The organism is Arthrobacter sp. NEB 688 (assembly GCF_013201035.1).
GTDB lineage: Bacteria > Actinomycetota > Actinomycetes > Actinomycetales > Dermatophilaceae > Phycicoccus.
On the sequence record NZ_CP053707.1, the window covers coordinates 2,785,218 to 2,799,871 of the forward strand.

The 14,654-nt window shown below is 73.3% G+C and carries 14 protein-coding genes; 4 read left to right on the plus strand and 10 right to left on the minus strand.

Translation table 11 applies throughout. The features are described 5' to 3' along the window. The first annotated feature begins 9 nt into the window (after nt 1-9). Nucleotides 10-3,804 (plus strand): methionine synthase, encoded by a 3,795-nt coding sequence (gene metH / locus HL663_RS13090; RefSeq protein WP_173028788.1) that lies wholly within the window; start codon nt 10-12, stop codon nt 3,802-3,804. Between the two features lie 176 nt (nt 3,805-3,980). Then, nucleotides 3,981-4,826, plus strand: coding sequence for a RecB family exonuclease (locus HL663_RS13095; RefSeq protein ID WP_173028789.1), 846 nt, complete (start codon nt 3,981-3,983; stop codon nt 4,824-4,826). On the opposite strand, the gene HL663_RS13100 is transcribed toward HL663_RS13095, so the two are convergent. After that, nucleotides 4,809-5,474, minus strand: coding sequence for an HAD family hydrolase (locus tag HL663_RS13100; protein ID WP_173028790.1), 666 nt, complete (start codon nt 5,472-5,474; stop codon nt 4,809-4,811). The genes HL663_RS13095 and HL663_RS13100 overlap by 18 nt on opposite strands. Nucleotides 5,475-5,534: 60 nt before the next feature. On the opposite strand from HL663_RS13100, the gene HL663_RS13105 reads away from it, so the two are divergent. Beyond that, nucleotides 5,535-6,401 (plus strand): PAC2 family protein, encoded by an 867-nt coding sequence (locus HL663_RS13105; RefSeq protein ID WP_173028791.1) that lies wholly within the window; start codon nt 5,535-5,537, stop codon nt 6,399-6,401. Between the two features lie 7 nt (nt 6,402-6,408). On the opposite strand, the gene mshC is transcribed toward HL663_RS13105, so the two are convergent. From mshC to HL663_RS13145, 8 genes are all read right to left on the minus strand, one after another. Further along, complete coding sequence (mshC, locus tag HL663_RS13110; protein WP_173028792.1) at nt 6,409-7,665, minus strand: cysteine--1-D-myo-inosityl 2-amino-2-deoxy-alpha-D-glucopyranoside ligase; 1,257 nt, start codon at nt 7,663-7,665, stop codon at nt 6,409-6,411. 22 nt (nt 7,666-7,687) lie between these two features. Continuing rightward, on the minus strand, nt 7,688-8,491 hold the full coding sequence (locus HL663_RS13115) for an SCO1664 family protein (RefSeq protein WP_173028793.1): 804 nt from the start codon (nt 8,489-8,491) through the stop codon (nt 7,688-7,690). Next, on the minus strand, nt 8,469-8,978 hold the full coding sequence (locus tag HL663_RS13120) for a DUF3090 family protein (RefSeq protein WP_173028794.1): 510 nt from the start codon (nt 8,976-8,978) through the stop codon (nt 8,469-8,471). Before HL663_RS13120 ends, HL663_RS13115 begins: the two co-directional genes overlap by 23 nt. Before the next feature lie 10 nt (nt 8,979-8,988). Continuing rightward, nucleotides 8,989-9,720 (minus strand): energy-coupling factor ABC transporter ATP-binding protein, encoded by a 732-nt coding sequence (locus tag HL663_RS13125; RefSeq protein ID WP_173028795.1) that lies wholly within the window; start codon nt 9,718-9,720, stop codon nt 8,989-8,991. Continuing rightward, entirely contained in the window at nt 9,717-10,481 is a 765-nt protein-coding gene (gene cbiQ / locus HL663_RS13130; RefSeq protein ID WP_173028796.1) for a cobalt ECF transporter T component CbiQ, read from the minus strand. The genes HL663_RS13125 and cbiQ overlap by 4 nt, the downstream gene beginning before the upstream one ends. A gap of 1 nt (nt 10,482) precedes the next feature. Beyond that, on the minus strand, nt 10,483-10,815 hold the full coding sequence (locus HL663_RS13135; protein WP_173028797.1) for a PDGLE domain-containing protein: 333 nt from the start codon (nt 10,813-10,815) through the stop codon (nt 10,483-10,485). Then, nucleotides 10,812-11,501: an energy-coupling factor ABC transporter permease gene (locus HL663_RS13140; RefSeq protein WP_173028798.1), complete on the minus strand. Its 690-nt coding sequence runs from the start codon at nt 11,499-11,501 to the stop codon at nt 10,812-10,814. Before HL663_RS13140 ends, HL663_RS13135 begins: the two co-directional genes overlap by 4 nt. A 113-nt stretch (nt 11,502-11,614) precedes the next feature. After that, nucleotides 11,615-12,307: an MSMEG_4193 family putative phosphomutase gene (locus tag HL663_RS13145; RefSeq protein ID WP_173028799.1), complete on the minus strand. Its 693-nt coding sequence runs from the start codon at nt 12,305-12,307 to the stop codon at nt 11,615-11,617. Between the two features lie 61 nt (nt 12,308-12,368). Here HL663_RS13145 and corA point away from each other — a divergent pair, with 61 nt between their 5' ends. Beyond that, nucleotides 12,369-13,346 (plus strand): magnesium/cobalt transporter CorA, encoded by a 978-nt coding sequence (gene corA / locus HL663_RS13150; protein ID WP_173028800.1) that lies wholly within the window; start codon nt 12,369-12,371, stop codon nt 13,344-13,346. A 433-nt stretch (nt 13,347-13,779) separates the two neighbouring features. Here corA and HL663_RS13155 read toward each other — a convergent pair whose 3' ends face one another. Next, nucleotides 13,780-14,643 carry an undecaprenyl-diphosphate phosphatase gene (locus tag HL663_RS13155; protein ID WP_173028801.1) on the minus strand — a complete coding sequence of 288 codons (864 nt, stop codon included), beginning with the start codon at nt 14,641-14,643 and terminating at the stop codon, nt 13,780-13,782. Nucleotides 14,644-14,654 lie beyond the last annotated feature (11 nt).

The window sequence follows — 14,654 nt, forward strand, 5'->3', positions numbered from 1 at the left end:
AGCAGCCCCGTGAGCGACCAGCACCGACCCGATGCCACCGACGTCCTGACCAGCGCGCTCCGTGAGCGGGTCCTCGTCCTCGACGGCGCGATGGGGACGATGATCCAGGGCCGGCAGCTCTCCGAGTCCGACTACCGCGGAACGCGGTTCGCCGACCACCCGAGCGACCTCAAGGGCAACAACGACCTGCTGTCGCTGACGCAGCCGGACGCCATCCGCGAGATCCACGAGGCCTACCTCGAGGCGGGCGCCGACCTCGTCGAGACCAACACCTTCAACGCACAGCGCATCTCGCTCGCCGACTACGGGATGTCGGAGCTCGCCTACGAGATGAACGTGGCGGCCGCCTCGCTGGCCCGCGCCGCGTGCGACGCCGTCGAGGCACGCACCGGGCGCCCGCGCTGGGTGCTCGGCACCCTCGGCCCGACCAACCGCACGGCGTCCATCTCGCCGGACGTCAACGACCCCGGCGCCCGCAACACGAGCTTCGACGAGCTCGCGGAGGCCTACCTCGAGCAGGCCCGCGGCCTCGTCGACGGCGGCTCGGACGTGCTGCTCGTCGAGACGATCTTCGACACCCTCAACGCCAAGGCGGCGATCTTCGCCCTCGAGACCCTCTTCGAGGAGCACGGCCGCCGCTGGCCGGTCATGATCTCCGGCACCATCACCGACGCCTCGGGGCGGACGCTGTCGGGCCAGGTGACCGAGGCCTTCTGGTACTCGGTGCGCCACGCCCGCCCGCTCGCGATCGGCCTCAACTGCGCGCTCGGCGCGGGCGAGCTGCGCCCCTACGTCGCCGAGCTGTCGCGCATCGCCGACTGCTTCGTCTCCGCCCACCCGAACGCGGGCCTGCCCAACGCCTTCGGCGAGTACGACGAGGGCCCCGAGGCGATGGCCGAGGTCGTCGGCGAGTTCGCGAGCGCCGGGCTGGTCAACATCGTCGGCGGCTGCTGCGGCACGACGCCGGGCCACATCGCCGCCATCGCGGCGGCCGCGGCCGGTGGCACCCCGCGCGAGCCGGCCGAGGTCGCGCCCGCCCTGCGGCTCTCGGGCCTGGAACCGCTCGTCGTCACCGACGAGAGCCTCTTCGTCAACGTCGGCGAGCGCACGAACATCACCGGGTCGGCACGCTTCCGCCGGCTGATCCGCGAGGAGGACTACCCGACCGCGCTGTCGGTGGCCCGCCAGCAGGTCGAGTCGGGCGCGCAGGTCATCGACGTCAACATGGACGAGGGGATGATCGACGGCGTCGCGGCGATGGACCGCTTCCTCAAGCTCATCGCGTCCGAGCCCGACATCTGCCGCGTCCCGGTCATGGTCGACTCGAGCAAGTGGGAGGTCATCGAGGCCGGCCTCAAGGTCACGCAGGGCAAGGCGATCATCAACTCGATCTCGATGAAGGAGGGCGTCGAGCCCTTCCTCGCGCACGCCCGGCTCGCGCGCAAGCACGGGGCCGCGGTCGTCGTCATGGCCTTCGACGAGGACGGGCAGGCCGACAGCCTCGAGCGCCGGAAGGAGATCTGCGGGCGCGCCTACCGGCTGCTGACCGAGGAGGTCGGCTTCCCGGCCGAGGACATCATCTTCGACCCCAACGTCTTCGCGGTCGCGACCGGCATCGAGGAGCACGCGGCCTACGGCACCGACTTCATCGAGGCCACCCGCTGGATCTCCGAGAACCTGCCGCACGCGCTCGTCTCCGGCGGCGTCTCGAACGTGTCGTTCAGCTTCCGCGGCAACAACGCCGTCCGCGAGGCGATCCACGCCGTGTTCCTCTACCACGCGATCCGCGCGGGGATGGACATGGGCATCGTCAACGCCGGGGCGCTCGTGCCCTACGACACGCTCGACGCGCGGCTGCGCGACGCCATCGAGGACGTCGTGCTCAACCGTCGCGAGGACCCGCAGGAGGCCACCGAGCGGCTGCTCGCCCTCGCCGAGGAGTTCCGCTCCGACGGGCAGGTGGCCGAGGCCGCCGCCGAGGAGTGGCGCGAGCTGCCGCTGCGCGAACGGATCACGCACGCCCTCGTCAAGGGCGTCGACGACCACGTCGTCGACGACACCGAGGCGCTGCGGCTCGAGATCGCCGAGGCCGGGGGCCGCCCGCTCGAGGTCATCGAGGGGCCGCTCATGGACGGGATGAACGTCGTCGGCGACCTCTTCGGCGCCGGCAAGATGTTCCTCCCGCAGGTGGTCAAGTCCGCCCGCGTCATGAAGAAGGCCGTCGCGCACCTCGTCCCCTACATCGAGGCCGAGAAGGACGAGGCCGCCCGCCGGCGCAGCAAGGGCAAGGTCGTCATGGCGACGGTCAAGGGCGACGTCCACGACATCGGCAAGAACATCGTCGGGGTCGTCCTCCAGTGCAACAACTACGACGTCGTCGACCTCGGCGTCATGGTGCCGCTGCAGAAGATCATCGACACCGCGCGCGAGGAGAAGGCCGACGTCATCGGGCTGTCCGGGCTCATCACCCCGAGCCTCGACGAGATGGTCCAGGTGGCCGGCGAGATGCAGCGCCAGGGGCTCGACCTGCCGCTGATGCTCGGTGGCGCGACGACCTCGAAGGCGCACACGGCCGTCAAGGTCGACGAGCGCTACTCCGGCCCGGTCGTCTGGGTCAAGGACGCCAGCCGGTCGGTGCCCGTCGTCAGCCAGCTGCTCTCCGACACCCAGCGCGGCCCGTTCGTCGAGGGCATCGCGCAGGAGTACGCCGAGCTGCGGCGCCGGCACGCGGCGAAGTCGGGCGAGCGGCCGCTCACCGACCTGGCTGCGGCCCGCGCGAACGCGCCTGCGCTGGACTGGTCCTCGTACCGCCCGATGCGTCCGCACCTGCTGGCCCAGCAGGAGGGCGACCGCTGGTCGGCCCCCAAGGACAGCCGCTGGCGCCGGGCCGCGCACCAGTTCACGCGCGTCTGGGAGGACTACCCGGTCGCCGACCTGCGCGAGTACATCGACTGGACGCCGTTCTTCCTCGCCTGGGAGGTCCGCGGCCGCTACCCGGACGTCCTCAACAACCCGACGACGTCCGAGGTCGCGCGCAAGCTCTTCGACGACGCGCAGCGGATGCTCGACCGCATCGAGCGGGAGCGCTGGCTGCACCCGCGGGGCGTCGTCGGCATCTTCCCGGCGAGCTCCGTCGGCGACGACCTCGAGCTGTACGCCGACGAGGACCGCACGAGCGTCCTGACGACCCTCCACGGGCTGCGCCAGCAGGGCCGGCACCGCGAGGGCGTGGCCAACAAGTGCCTCTCGGACTTCGTCGCCCCGAAGGAGACCGGCCTGCGCGACCACGTCGGCGCCTTCTCGGTCACCGCGGGCCTCGGCCTCGAGGACCGGCTGCAGGCCTTCAAGGACGACCTCGACGACTACTCGGCGATCATGCTCGAGGCCCTCGCCGACCGGCTCGCCGAGGCCTTCGCCGAGCGGCTGCACCAGCGGGTCCGCACGGACCTGTGGGGGTACGCGGCCGACGAGCGGCTCGACAACGCGGCGCTCGTCGCCGAGAAGTACCGCGGCATCCGGCCGGCGCCGGGCTACCCGGCCTGCCCGGACCACACCGAGAAGGAGACGCTCATGGCCCTCCTCGGGGGCGAGGAGCGCACGGGCGTCAGGCTCACCGAGTCGATGGCGATGTGGCCGGGTGCGTCGGTCTCGGGCTGGTACTTCGCCCACCCCGAGAGCCAGTACTTCGTCGTCGGCCGGCTCGGGCGCGACCAGGTCGAGGACTACGCGGCCCGCAAGGGCTGGGACCTCCGCACCGCCGAGCGCTGGCTCGGCCCGAACCTCGGCTACACCCCGGACGACTGACCCCGGGGTGGCGGTTCGGCGGATCACGCTCTCGGCCCGCCGGCGCTCGTCGAGAGGAGGCGACACGCAGAGCCGAGGCGGCTCGAGCCTGCGTGTTGCCTGCTCTGGATGACCCGCGGCGCGGCCGCCGGGGTGGCGGTTCGGCGGTGTCGGGGCCGGCGCCTACCGTGGTCGCCATGACCCCAGCCCTCTCGCCGAGCCGCGCCGCGGACTTCAAGCAGTGCCCGCTGCTGTTCCGCTTCCGCACGATCGACAAGCTCGAGGGTCCGCCGTCCCTCGCCGCCGCCCGTGGCACCCTCGTCCACGCCGTCCTCGAGCACCTCTTCGAGCTGCCGGCGGCCGAGCGCACCCCGGCCGCGGCCACCGCGCTGCTCGAGCCGCGCTGGCGCGCACTGGTGGAGGAGCGCCCCGAGCTCGCGACGATGATCGAGGACGACGAGCAGCTGACCGAGGACGCCTGGTTCGCCGGCGCCCGCACGCTCGTCGAGCAGTGGTTCGACCTCGAGGACCCGACCCGGCTGGAGCCCGCCGCCCGCGAGCTCTACGTCGAGACCGAGATCGAGGGCCTCACGCTGCGCGGCTACGTCGACCGCCTCGACGTCGCCCCCGACGGCGCGATGCGGGTCGTCGACTACAAGACCGGCCGCTCCCCCGGCGAGCTCTTCGAGGCCAAGGCCCTCTTCCAGATGAAGTTCTACGCCCTCGTGCTGTGGCGCATCCACGGCGAGGTGCCGAAGATGCTCCAGCTCGTCTACCTCGGCAACGGCGAGGTCGTCCGCTACGTCCCGGACGAGCGCGACCTCCTGGCCATCGAGCGCAACGTGCGGGCGATCTGGGACGCCGTGGTGCGCGCGGCGCAGACCGGTGACTGGCGGCCGCGCACCTCGCGGCTGTGCGACTGGTGCGACTTCCGCGAGTACTGCCCCGAGTTCGGCGGCACGCCGCCACCGCTGCCCGAGGGCGCCGGGCTCATCGCCCTCGATCCCGCCCGCTCGGGCGAGGCCTCACCCGACGACGAGTGAGGCGACCGCGTCGGCGAGGCCCTGCGGGGTCATCCCGGCCAGGCCCTGCACCTGCACCGCGCCCTCGACCTCCGGCACGGGGACGACGTGCGGCACGGCCAGCGTCGGCACCCCGGCGGCCACGGCCGAGCGGACGCCGGTCGGGCTGTCCTCGATGGCGACGCACCGGGCCGGGTCGACGCCGAGCATCCGCGCCGCCGCCTCGTAGGGCTCGGGGTGCGGCTTGCCGTGCGACACCTCGTCGCCGGTGACGACCGCCGTGAACGAGCCTTCCGGGAGGGCGGCGACCACGGCGTCGGCCAGCACGCGCCACGACATCGTCACGAGCGCGCTGGGGACACCGGCGTCGCCGAGGCCGGCGAGCAGCTCGCGGGCCCCGGGGCGCCACGGCACGTGCTCGCGCACCTGGGTGACGACGCGGGCGAGGAGCTCGTCGACGATCCGCTCGGGCTCCCACTCGATCGGCGAGTTGGCCCGGATGAACTCGGCCGACACCATGAGGTCGTTGCCGACGAGCTGGTGCGCGAACTCGTCGTTCCACGTGCCGCCGTGCTCCTCGACGATCGCGTGCTCGGCGGCGATCCAGTACGGCTCGGTGTCGACGAGGGTGCCGTCCATGTCCCAGAGGACTGCTGCGGGGAGGCTCATGAGCCACGAGCCTATCGAGCCGTAGGGTGGAGGCCTGACCCGCCTGAGGAGGACACCCCCGTGATCGAGCTCGACGACATCGGCGATCTGCACGACCCCGTGATGATCGCCGCGTTCGAGGGCTGGAACGACGCCGGGGAGGCCGCCAGCTCGGTCCTCGAGCACCTCGCGGAGGTCTGGGACGCCGAGGTCGTGGCGGCCCTGGACCCGGAGGACTACTACGACTTCCAGGTCAACCGCCCGCGGGTCGTCGTCGAGGGCGGCAAGCGGCGGATCAGCTGGCGCACGACGCGGATCCTCGTCGCGCGGGGCACATCGCTCGGCCGCGACGTCATCCTCGTCCAGGGCGTCGAGCCGTCCTTCCGTTGGCGGGCCTTCGCCGTCGAGCTGATGGAGCTCGCCGAGGCCGCGGACGTCTCGATGGTCGTCACGCTCGGCGCCCTGATGGCCGACGTCGCGCACACCCGGCCCATCCCGGTCAACGCCACCTCCGACAACGAGGACACCCGCCACCGCCACGGCCTCGAGGTCAGCGGCTACGAGGGCCCGACCGGCATCCTCGGGGTCGTCTCGGACGCGGCGACCCAGGTCGGCATCCCGTCGGTGTCGTGCTGGGCCGCGGTGCCGCACTACGCGGGCCACTCCCCCAGCCCGAAGGCGACGCTGGCCCTCGTCGGCCGGCTCGAGGAGCTCTTCGACGCCCCCATCGAGCACGACGAGCTCGAGGACGACGCCCGCGCCTGGGAGCGGGGCATCAACGAGCTCGCCGAGTCCGACAGCGAGGTCGCCGAGTACGTCGAGAGCCTCGAGGAGGCCCAGGACACCGCCGAGCTGCCCGAGGCGAGCGGCGACGCCATCGCCAAGGAGTTCGAGCGCTACCTGCGCCGCCGCGGCACCGACGAGCCCGGAGCCTCCGGACCCGCCTGATCCCTCGTCAGAGGCGGATGCCGAGCACCGCGTCGAGCGTGCGGGCCAGCAGCCCGGGCGCCGCGGGGTCCTCGCCGGACGCGCCGGCCAGGGTCTGCTCGCACCACGCGTCGACGGCCGCGAGGGCCCGCGGCGTCGCGAGGTCGTCGGCGACGGCGGCGCGCACGGCCGCGATGGTCGCGGTCGGGTCGGCGCCCCCGTTGGTCGACAGCGCGCTGCGCCAGCGGTCCAGTCGCGTCTGCGCCTGCGCGAGAAGGGAGTCGGTGTACTCCCAGTCGGTGCGGTAGTGCTGGGCGAGCAGCACGAGCCGGATGGCCATCGGGTCGACGCCATCGGCGCGCAGCTTCGAGACGAGCACGAGGTTGCCCTTGGACTTGCTCATCTTCTCGCCCTCGTAGCCGACCATCCCCTGGTGGACGTAGAGGCGGGCGAAGACGTCGTCGCCGGTCAGGGCGTCGGCCTGGACGGCGCTCATCTCGTGGTGCGGGAAGACGAGGTCGCTGCCGCCACCCTGGATGTCGATCGGGTGGCCGAGGTGCTCGAGCGAGATCGCGGTGCACTCGATGTGCCAGCCGGGGCGGCCGCTGCCGAGGAGGTCGTCGTCCCACGACGGCTCACCGGCGCGCGCGCCGCGCCACAGGAGGGGGTCGAGGGCGTCGCGCTTGCCCTCGCGGTCGGGGTCGCCGCCGCGCTCCGCGAAGACGGCCAGCATCTGCTCGCGGGTCCAGCCCGAGACGTCGCCGAAGTCGGGGGTCCGCGCGAGGTCCAGGTAGACGTCGTCGCCGCTGCCCTCGCCCGCCGGCACCGGGAGGCGGTAGGCCGCCCCGGACTCCAGCAGCCGGCGCACGGCCGCGACGATCTCGTCCATCGACTCGACGACACCGCGGTAGGCGTCCGGCGGGATGACCGACAGCGCCGTCATGTCCTCGCGGAAGAGGTCGATCTCGGAGGTCGCGAGCTCGCGCCAGTCACGCCCGTCGCGCGCCGCCCGCTCGAGCAGCGGGTCGTCGACGTCGGTGACGTTCTGGACGTACTCGACGCGGTGCCCCGCGTCGCGCAGCGCGCGCTGGACGAGGTCGAAGGTCACGTACGTCGCCGCGTGCCCGAGGTGGGTCGCGTCGTACGGCGTGATGCCGCAGACGTAGATGCGGGCGACGTCGCCGGCGCCGACGGGGACGACGGCGCCACGGCTGGTGTCGTGGAGCCGGAGCGGCTCTCCGAGACCGGGGACCTCAGGGACGAACGGGGTGGGCCACGACTTCACCGGCCCAGCGTACGGGGCGCCCTCACAGGGCCGGCCACGGGATGGCGGGCCAGCCCGCGGCGGGCAGCGGATGGCGCCGTCGGCGCAGGAGCATCGCGACCCGGTGGGTCAGCGCGTCGACCTCCGCCGGGGTCAGCAGGGGCTCCAGCGCGTCGGGCAGGTCGGCGCCGAGCGCCCCCGCCAGCCGCTCGAGCCGGGCGAGGTCGGCGTCCGGGACCGGCTCACCGGCCCACCCCCACAGCACGGTCCGCAGCTTGGGCTCGACGCCGAGGCTGACGCCGTGGTCGCAGCCGCGCACGAGGGCGCCGTCGCGCATCACGTGGCTGCCCTTGCGGTCGGAGTTGTTGAGCGCGGCGTCGAGGACGGCGACGGTCCGCAGGGCGGGCTCGCCGCAGTGGGCGACGACCACGGGCTCGCCCAGCGGGGACTCGCCCTCGAGGACGACGAGCCACCCGTCGGGCACCTCGTCCGGGGCGACGACGTCGACGAGCGGGGGCACGTCCTCGTCGCCGACGGGGCCGACCCACAGCTGGACCGACCCGGGGCCGCGCGGGCCGTCGCGCAGCACGGTCGGAGGCACGACGTCGAAGCCGCCGGCCTCGCTGACCAGCCACGCCGCGCGCTCCCGGGCGACGAGGGTGCCGTCCGGGTAGTCCCAGAGGCGGCGCTCGGTCGCCTCCGGCTTGTGGATGGCCAGCACCTCGTCGGCGGGGTCGCCGACGAAGCAGAGGAGCGCGCCGTTCGAGGAGCCCTGGATGCGACCCACCGGCGTCAGCTCGCCGTGGGTCAGCAGCCCCTCGAGGTCAGCGCCGGTACCCGTTGGCACGGGGGCAGATGTGGCCGGTGGGGTCGAGCGGCTGGCCGCAGAAGGGACACGCCGGGCGGCCGGCGGACAGCACCTTGCCGCAGCGTCGGGCGAAGGCCCGGGCGGCGACGGGGTCGAGGACGACGCGCAGGGTCTCGAGCGCGTCCTCCTCGGTCTCCTCGGGGTCGGCGTCGTGGCACTCGATGACCAGCACGCGGCGCTCGGTGTCCCACGCGAGGGCGAGGGTGTCGACCCGGAACTCGTCCTCGATCGGCGCCTCGAGCGGGTCGGTGTCGCCGTCGCCGAGCGGCTCGGTGGCGGCGCCCTCGGCGTGCGCGTCGAGCAGGTCGTTGACCCGGTCGGCGAGCGCGGTCACCTGCACCTTCTCGAGCGAGACCGAGACGACGCGACCTCCGCCGCGGGCCTGGAGGAAGAAGGTGCGGCCGCCCGGGGGGCCCACGGTGCCGGCGACGAAGCGCTCCGGCGGGTCGAAGACGGTGGCAGGCATGGCACCCACCCTAGATCGAGAACCCCACCGGCAGCTCCAGGCGGTGGCGGGCCATGAGCGCCTCGTCACGGAGCAGGTCGACGGTCGGCCCGTCGGCGACGATCGTGCCCTCCGAGAGGATGACCGAGCGGGCGCAGAGCTCGACGGCGTAGGGCAGGTCGTGGGTCACCATGAGGATGGTCACGTCGAGGCCGCGCAGGATGTCGGCGAGCTCACGGCGCGAGGCCGGGTCGAGGTTGGATGACGGCTCGTCGAGGACGAGGATCTCGGGGCGCATCGCGAGGACGGTCGCGATGGCCACGCGCCGACGCTGGCCGAAGCTCAGGTGGTGCGGCGCCCGGTCGGCGAGGTCGGCCACGCCGACGGCCGTGAGCGCCTCGGTGACGCGGGCCTCGAGCTCGGCCCCGCGCAGGCCGAGGTTGGCCGGCCCGAAGGCGACGTCGTCCCGGACGGTCGGCATGAAGAGCTGGTCGTCGGGGTCCTGGAAGACGATGCCGACGCGCCGGCGGACCTCGAGCAGGTGCTCCTCGGTGACCGGCAGGCCCGACACGGTGACGGTGCCGTGCCCGGGCAGCAGGACCCCGTTGAGGTGCAGGACGAGCGTCGTCTTGCCGGCGCCGTTCGGCCCGAGCAGCGCGACGCGCTCCCCGGGGTGCACGTGCAGGTCGACGCCGAAGAGGGCCTGGTGGCCGCCCGGGTAGGCGTAGGCGACGCCCTGGAGGTCGAGGACGGGAGTGGTCATCCGGCCATCCTCGTCGAGACGGCGACGACGAGCGCCACCGCCGCCGGGGCGAGCCCCGCGGCCCAGGCGCCCGGCGTGGCGGTCAGGGGGGCGGTGACGGGCATCGAGCCGTTCCAGCCGCGGCTGACCATCGCGAGGTGCACCCGCTCGCCGCGCTCGTAGCTGCGGATGAAGAGGGCGCCGGTGCCGGCGGCCAGCGCCGGCCACGAACGCACGGAGCGGGCCGAGAAGCCGCGCGAGAGGCGGGCGACCTTCATCCGCTGCAGCTGGTCGGCGACGACGTCGACGTAGCGGACCATGAAGGACGCGATGAGGACGAGGGGGTCGGGCACCCGCAGGTGCTGCAGGGCCCGGACGAGGTCGCGCGGGGGCGTCGTGACCGCGAAGGTCACGGCGGCGAGGACACCCGTCGTGCCCTTGAGCAGGAGCGCGACCGCGGCGGTGAGACCGGTCTGCGACACGGTGACCGGCCCGAGCGCGACCTGCGGCCCGACGGCGACGAACGGCAGGACGACGGCGAAGACCGCGAAGGGGGTCTCGACGGCCAGGCGCGGCAGGACGTGGCGGGCGGGGACGCGGGTCGTGAGGACGAGCACGACGCCGAGGGCCAGCAGGAGACCGAGCGCAAGGTGCTGCTCGGACGGCACCGCGACGACGGCGAGGACGAACAGGACCAGGCCGACGAGCTTGACGTGGGCGGGCAGCCGGTGGAGGAGCGAGCCGCCCTCGACGTGCAGGTGCCGGCCGGGGCCGGACCCCACCTCAGTCGCGCGTGCGGCGGCCGCGGCGCCGCACGACCATGACGAGGCCGAACATCACGAGCCCGGTGACGACGGCCCCGATGACGCCGGCGAGGCCGCCGGAGAGGCGGGCGTCGTCGACGCCCTGGACGCCGTAGTCGGCGAGCGGGGAGCCGGCCGCGGCGGAGTCGCGGGCCACGCCCTCGAAGCCGAGGGTGGCGGCGACGTGCTCGAGGCCGTCGGGGTGGCTGGAGGCGTAGAACGACACGACGCCGGCGATGACCAGGCAGACCGCGAGCCCGACGACGACGAGGCGCCGGGTGCTGACGCGCGGGGTGTCGGTGGCGGTGCTCACGCGACGACCTCCGGGGTGCGCAGCTCGAGGGCGGGCATCCGCCCGCGGGCGACGTGGACGAGGTCCGGCCGGGCGGCGACGATGCTCGTGACGGCGAGGAAGGTGATGGCGGCCTCGCCGAGCCCGATGAGGAGGTGCCAGCCGACCATCGTCCCGACGAGGGTGCCGAGCGGGATGGGCGCCGCTCCCCCGATTGCGTAGAGGCCGGAGAACGCGAGCGCGGCGGCGGGGACGCTGACGAACGCCCCGACGGCTGCCGCCACGGGGATGCTCGCGAGGCGCTTGGGCAGCAGGCCCAGCAGGCCGCGTGCGACCGCGTAGCCGACCCAGACGCCGACGACGCCCATGAGGATGACGTTCGTGCCGAGCGCGGTGACCCCGCCGTCGGCGAAGAGGAAGGCCTGGACCGCGAGGACGACGGTCAGGCAGAGGGTCGCCGTGGCCGGTCCGACGAGGACGGCGGCCAGGGCGGCCCCGAGCAGGTGCCCGGAGGTGCCGGCGCCGACCGGGAAGTTGACCATCTGGGCGGCGAAGACGAAGACGGCGACGAGGCCGGCGAGGGGGGCGGTGCGCTCGTCGAGCTCGCGCCGCGAGGCCCGCACGAGGGAGGCCCCGACGACGCCCGCGGCCACGACGCCGGTGGCGACGGAGGTCGGTGCGTCGAGGAACCCGTCGGGGACGTGCATGGTGACCTCCGGCTCTGGGGGGCGGCTGTTGCGAACAGTTTGCAACAACTCCCGCACACTATGCGCCGGAGGGACGCCCGATCAACACCGGGGGCGCGAACCCGTCCGACCGGTCAGCCCGCTCCCCCGCCCACCGTCGAGTCGCCGGCGGCGTGCTGGGTGGGCACCGCGACGAGCCCCGCGAGGTCGCCGCCGTGCGTGTTGCTGGCCAGCAGGACCATCCGGCTGGGCGTCACGTGGACGGCGCTGACCGAGCCCGGGTCGACCCGCACGCGCTGCAGCCCGCCGATGCCGGCGCCGACCGCCTCGGCGAGGACGGCCTTGATGGGGTCGCCGTGGCTGACGGCGAGCCAGACCGCGGCCTGGCCGTGGGCGGCCTCGACCTCGGCGTCCAGGGCCCGCACGGCCCCAACGACCCGCTCGGCCATCTGGCCGAGGGACTCGCCGGAGTGGTCCGCGGACGGCGGGAAGGTCGCGGCGGCGGGGTCGTCCTGGATGGTGCGCCAGAGCGGGTCCTTCGCCGCGTCGGCGAGCTTCCGGCCCGTCCACGAGCCGTAGTGGCACTCCCCCAGGCGCCCGTCGGTGGCGACCTCGAGGTCCGGCACCGCGATGGCGACGGTCTCGCGGCAGCGCTGGAGCGGGCTGCTGACGGCGCGCACGACGGTGAGCGGTGCCAGCCGTTCGGCAACACGGGCGGCCTGCCCGCGACCGGTGTCGGTGAGGCCCACGCCCTCGGTCCAGCCGGCGAGCACCCCCTCGGCGTTCGCCGTCGAGTGCCCGTGCCGCAGGAGGAGGACGATCGCCACGAGAGTGAACTGTAGGCGTCGTGCGACGGGTGCGGCCCACCCGTCACCCACAATGGCCTCCGTGATCGTCGACCGCGCCATCTACGAGGACGGGCACCGCCGTGCCTGCGGGGACCTGTCCGAGGAGCTCGACGGCCTGCGGGCCTCGGGCGACCCGACCGCCTTCCTCTGGATCGGGCTCAAGGACCCGACGCAGGAGGAGTTCGACGAGGTCAACGTCGAGCTCCAGCTGCACCCGCTCGCCGTCGAGGACGCGGTCAAGGGGCGCCAGCGGGCCAAGGTCGAGCTCTTCGACGACACGGTCTTCGTCGTCCTCAAGCCGCTGCGCTACATCGACCGCACCTCCGACATCGAGACCGGCGAGGTGATGGTCTTCGTCGGCGACCACTTCGTCGTCACGGTCCGACGGGGCGAGCTGACCCCGCTCACGGGCATCCGCGCCCACCTCGAGGCCGACCCCGAGCTGCTGCGCGGCGGCCCGCTCGCGGTCCTGCACGGCGTCCTCGACCGGGTCGTCGACGGCTACGTCGAGATCGACGCCGAGGTGCAGACCGACCTCGACGAGATCGAGACGGCCGTCTTCTCCGACGCCCGCACCGACACGGCGGCCATCTACCGCCTCAAGCGCGAGGTGCTCGAGTTCCGCCGGGCGGTCCTGCCCCTGGCCGAGCCGCTGCGGATGCTCCACCACTCACCGCGCAGCCCTGTCCCCGAGGGCGAGCTGCGGCTGCAGCTGCGCGACGTCTCGGACCACCTGCAGTCGGTGCTCGACCACGTCGAGTCCTACGACGACCTGCTGTCGGGCATCCTCTCGGCGCACCTCGCGCAGGTGTCCGTGCAGCAGAACGACGACATGCGCCGCATCTCGGCGTGGGTCGCGATGGCCGCGCTGCCGACGATGATCGCCGGCATCTACGGGATGAACTTCGACAACATGCCCGAGCTGCGCTGGCACTACGGCTACTTCGTCGTGCTCGCCGTCATGGCGCTCGGCTGCACGACGCTCTACCGGCTCTTCAAGCGCGCCGGCTGGCTCTGACCGGACGCGTCCGGGACCCGCGAGCTTCCGCGCCATCACCGTGATGGCGGGGAAACTGGTCCATGACGGGGTTGTATCCCCGTCAGGGACCATCTTCCGCGTCATCCCGGTCACGACGCGGAACTGTGGCGCTCCGCACGCCGCTGCGTGCACGACGAGCGATCGACCGATGCGATGTCGAGTCGGGAAAGCAACCTGACGACCTCCTCGGCGGACGCCGACACGTGTGACGGTCATCCGCTCACGCGGTCGGCTGCATCACGCTCCACCGGCTCCTCAAGCGCGCCGGCCGGCTCTGACTGGGCTCGTCCGAGGGCCGCTGGCTTCCGCGTCATCCCAGTGATGGCGGGGAAACCGGTTCGTGGTGCGGCTACATCCCCGCCACGCGCCGACTTCCGCGTCATCCCGCTGGCGGCGCGTGCCGGCGGGCGGGTCAGGTCGCGGTGATGAGCCCGGCGGCCAGGGCGGCCGCGAGGACCAGGCCGAGGGCGATGCGGTACCAGACGAAGGGGCGCAGCGAGTTGCTCGCGACGAACTTGAGCAGCCAGGCGATCGAGGCGTACGCGGTGACGAACGCGACGACGATGCCGACGAGCATCTGGCCGGCGCCGAGGACCTTGAGGTCGTGCCACGCGTCGACGAGCTCGAACAGGCCCGCGGCGGTGAGAGCCGGGATGGCCATGAAGAACGACAGCTCGGTGGCCGTGACCCGGTTGATGCCGCGGGCCAGGCCGGCGGAGATGGTCGCGCCCGAGCGCGAGACGCCGGGGATGAGGCTGAAGCACTGGACGAGGCCGATGACCAGGCCGTCCTTGAGTGTCAGCTGCGTCTCGTCGCGCTGGGTCCCGGCGGCCTCGAGCGCGTCGTGGCGCGCCTCCGCCCACCAGATGACCGCGCTCCACAGGACGAGGGCGGCGGCGACGACCCAGAGGCTGCGCAGCGGGCCGGAGATGACGTCCTTGAGCAGGAAGCCGACGAGCCCGACCGGGATCGACCCGACGATGACCACCCACGCCAGGCGGTAGTCGCGGTCCTCGCGGGCACCGGTGTCGCGCAACCCGTTCACCCAGGCCATGAACAGCCGCGCGATCTTCCGCGCGAAGTACAGGAAGGTCGCCGCGATGGCGCCGATCTGGATGATCGCCGTGTACGCCGTCACCGCGTTGGCGTCGACGGGGAGCCCCAGCAGGTGCTCGGCGATGGTGAGGTGTCCGGTCGACGAGATCGGGAGGAACTCGGTGAGTCCCTCGACGACGCCGAGGACGACGGCCTGGAAGTAGGAGAGCTCGACGGGCACGCGTCGAGACT

Excerpts from the sequence above, each read along its gene's own strand:
- HL663_RS13095 (WP_173028789.1), top strand. The coding sequence starts at position 3,981 with ATGACCCCAGCCCTCTCGCCGAGCCGCGCCGCGGACTTCAAGCAGTGC.
- HL663_RS13100 (WP_173028790.1), bottom strand. The coding sequence starts at position 5,474 with ATGAGCCTCCCCGCAGCAGTCCTCTGGGACATGGACGGCACCCTCGTC.
- HL663_RS13120 (WP_173028794.1), bottom strand. The coding sequence starts at position 8,978 with ATGCCTGCCACCGTCTTCGACCCGCCGGAGCGCTTCGTCGCCGGCACC.
- HL663_RS13125 (WP_173028795.1), bottom strand. The coding sequence starts at position 9,720 with ATGACCACTCCCGTCCTCGACCTCCAGGGCGTCGCCTACGCCTACCCG.
- HL663_RS13140 (WP_173028798.1), bottom strand. The coding sequence starts at position 11,501 with ATGCACGTCCCCGACGGGTTCCTCGACGCACCGACCTCCGTCGCCACC.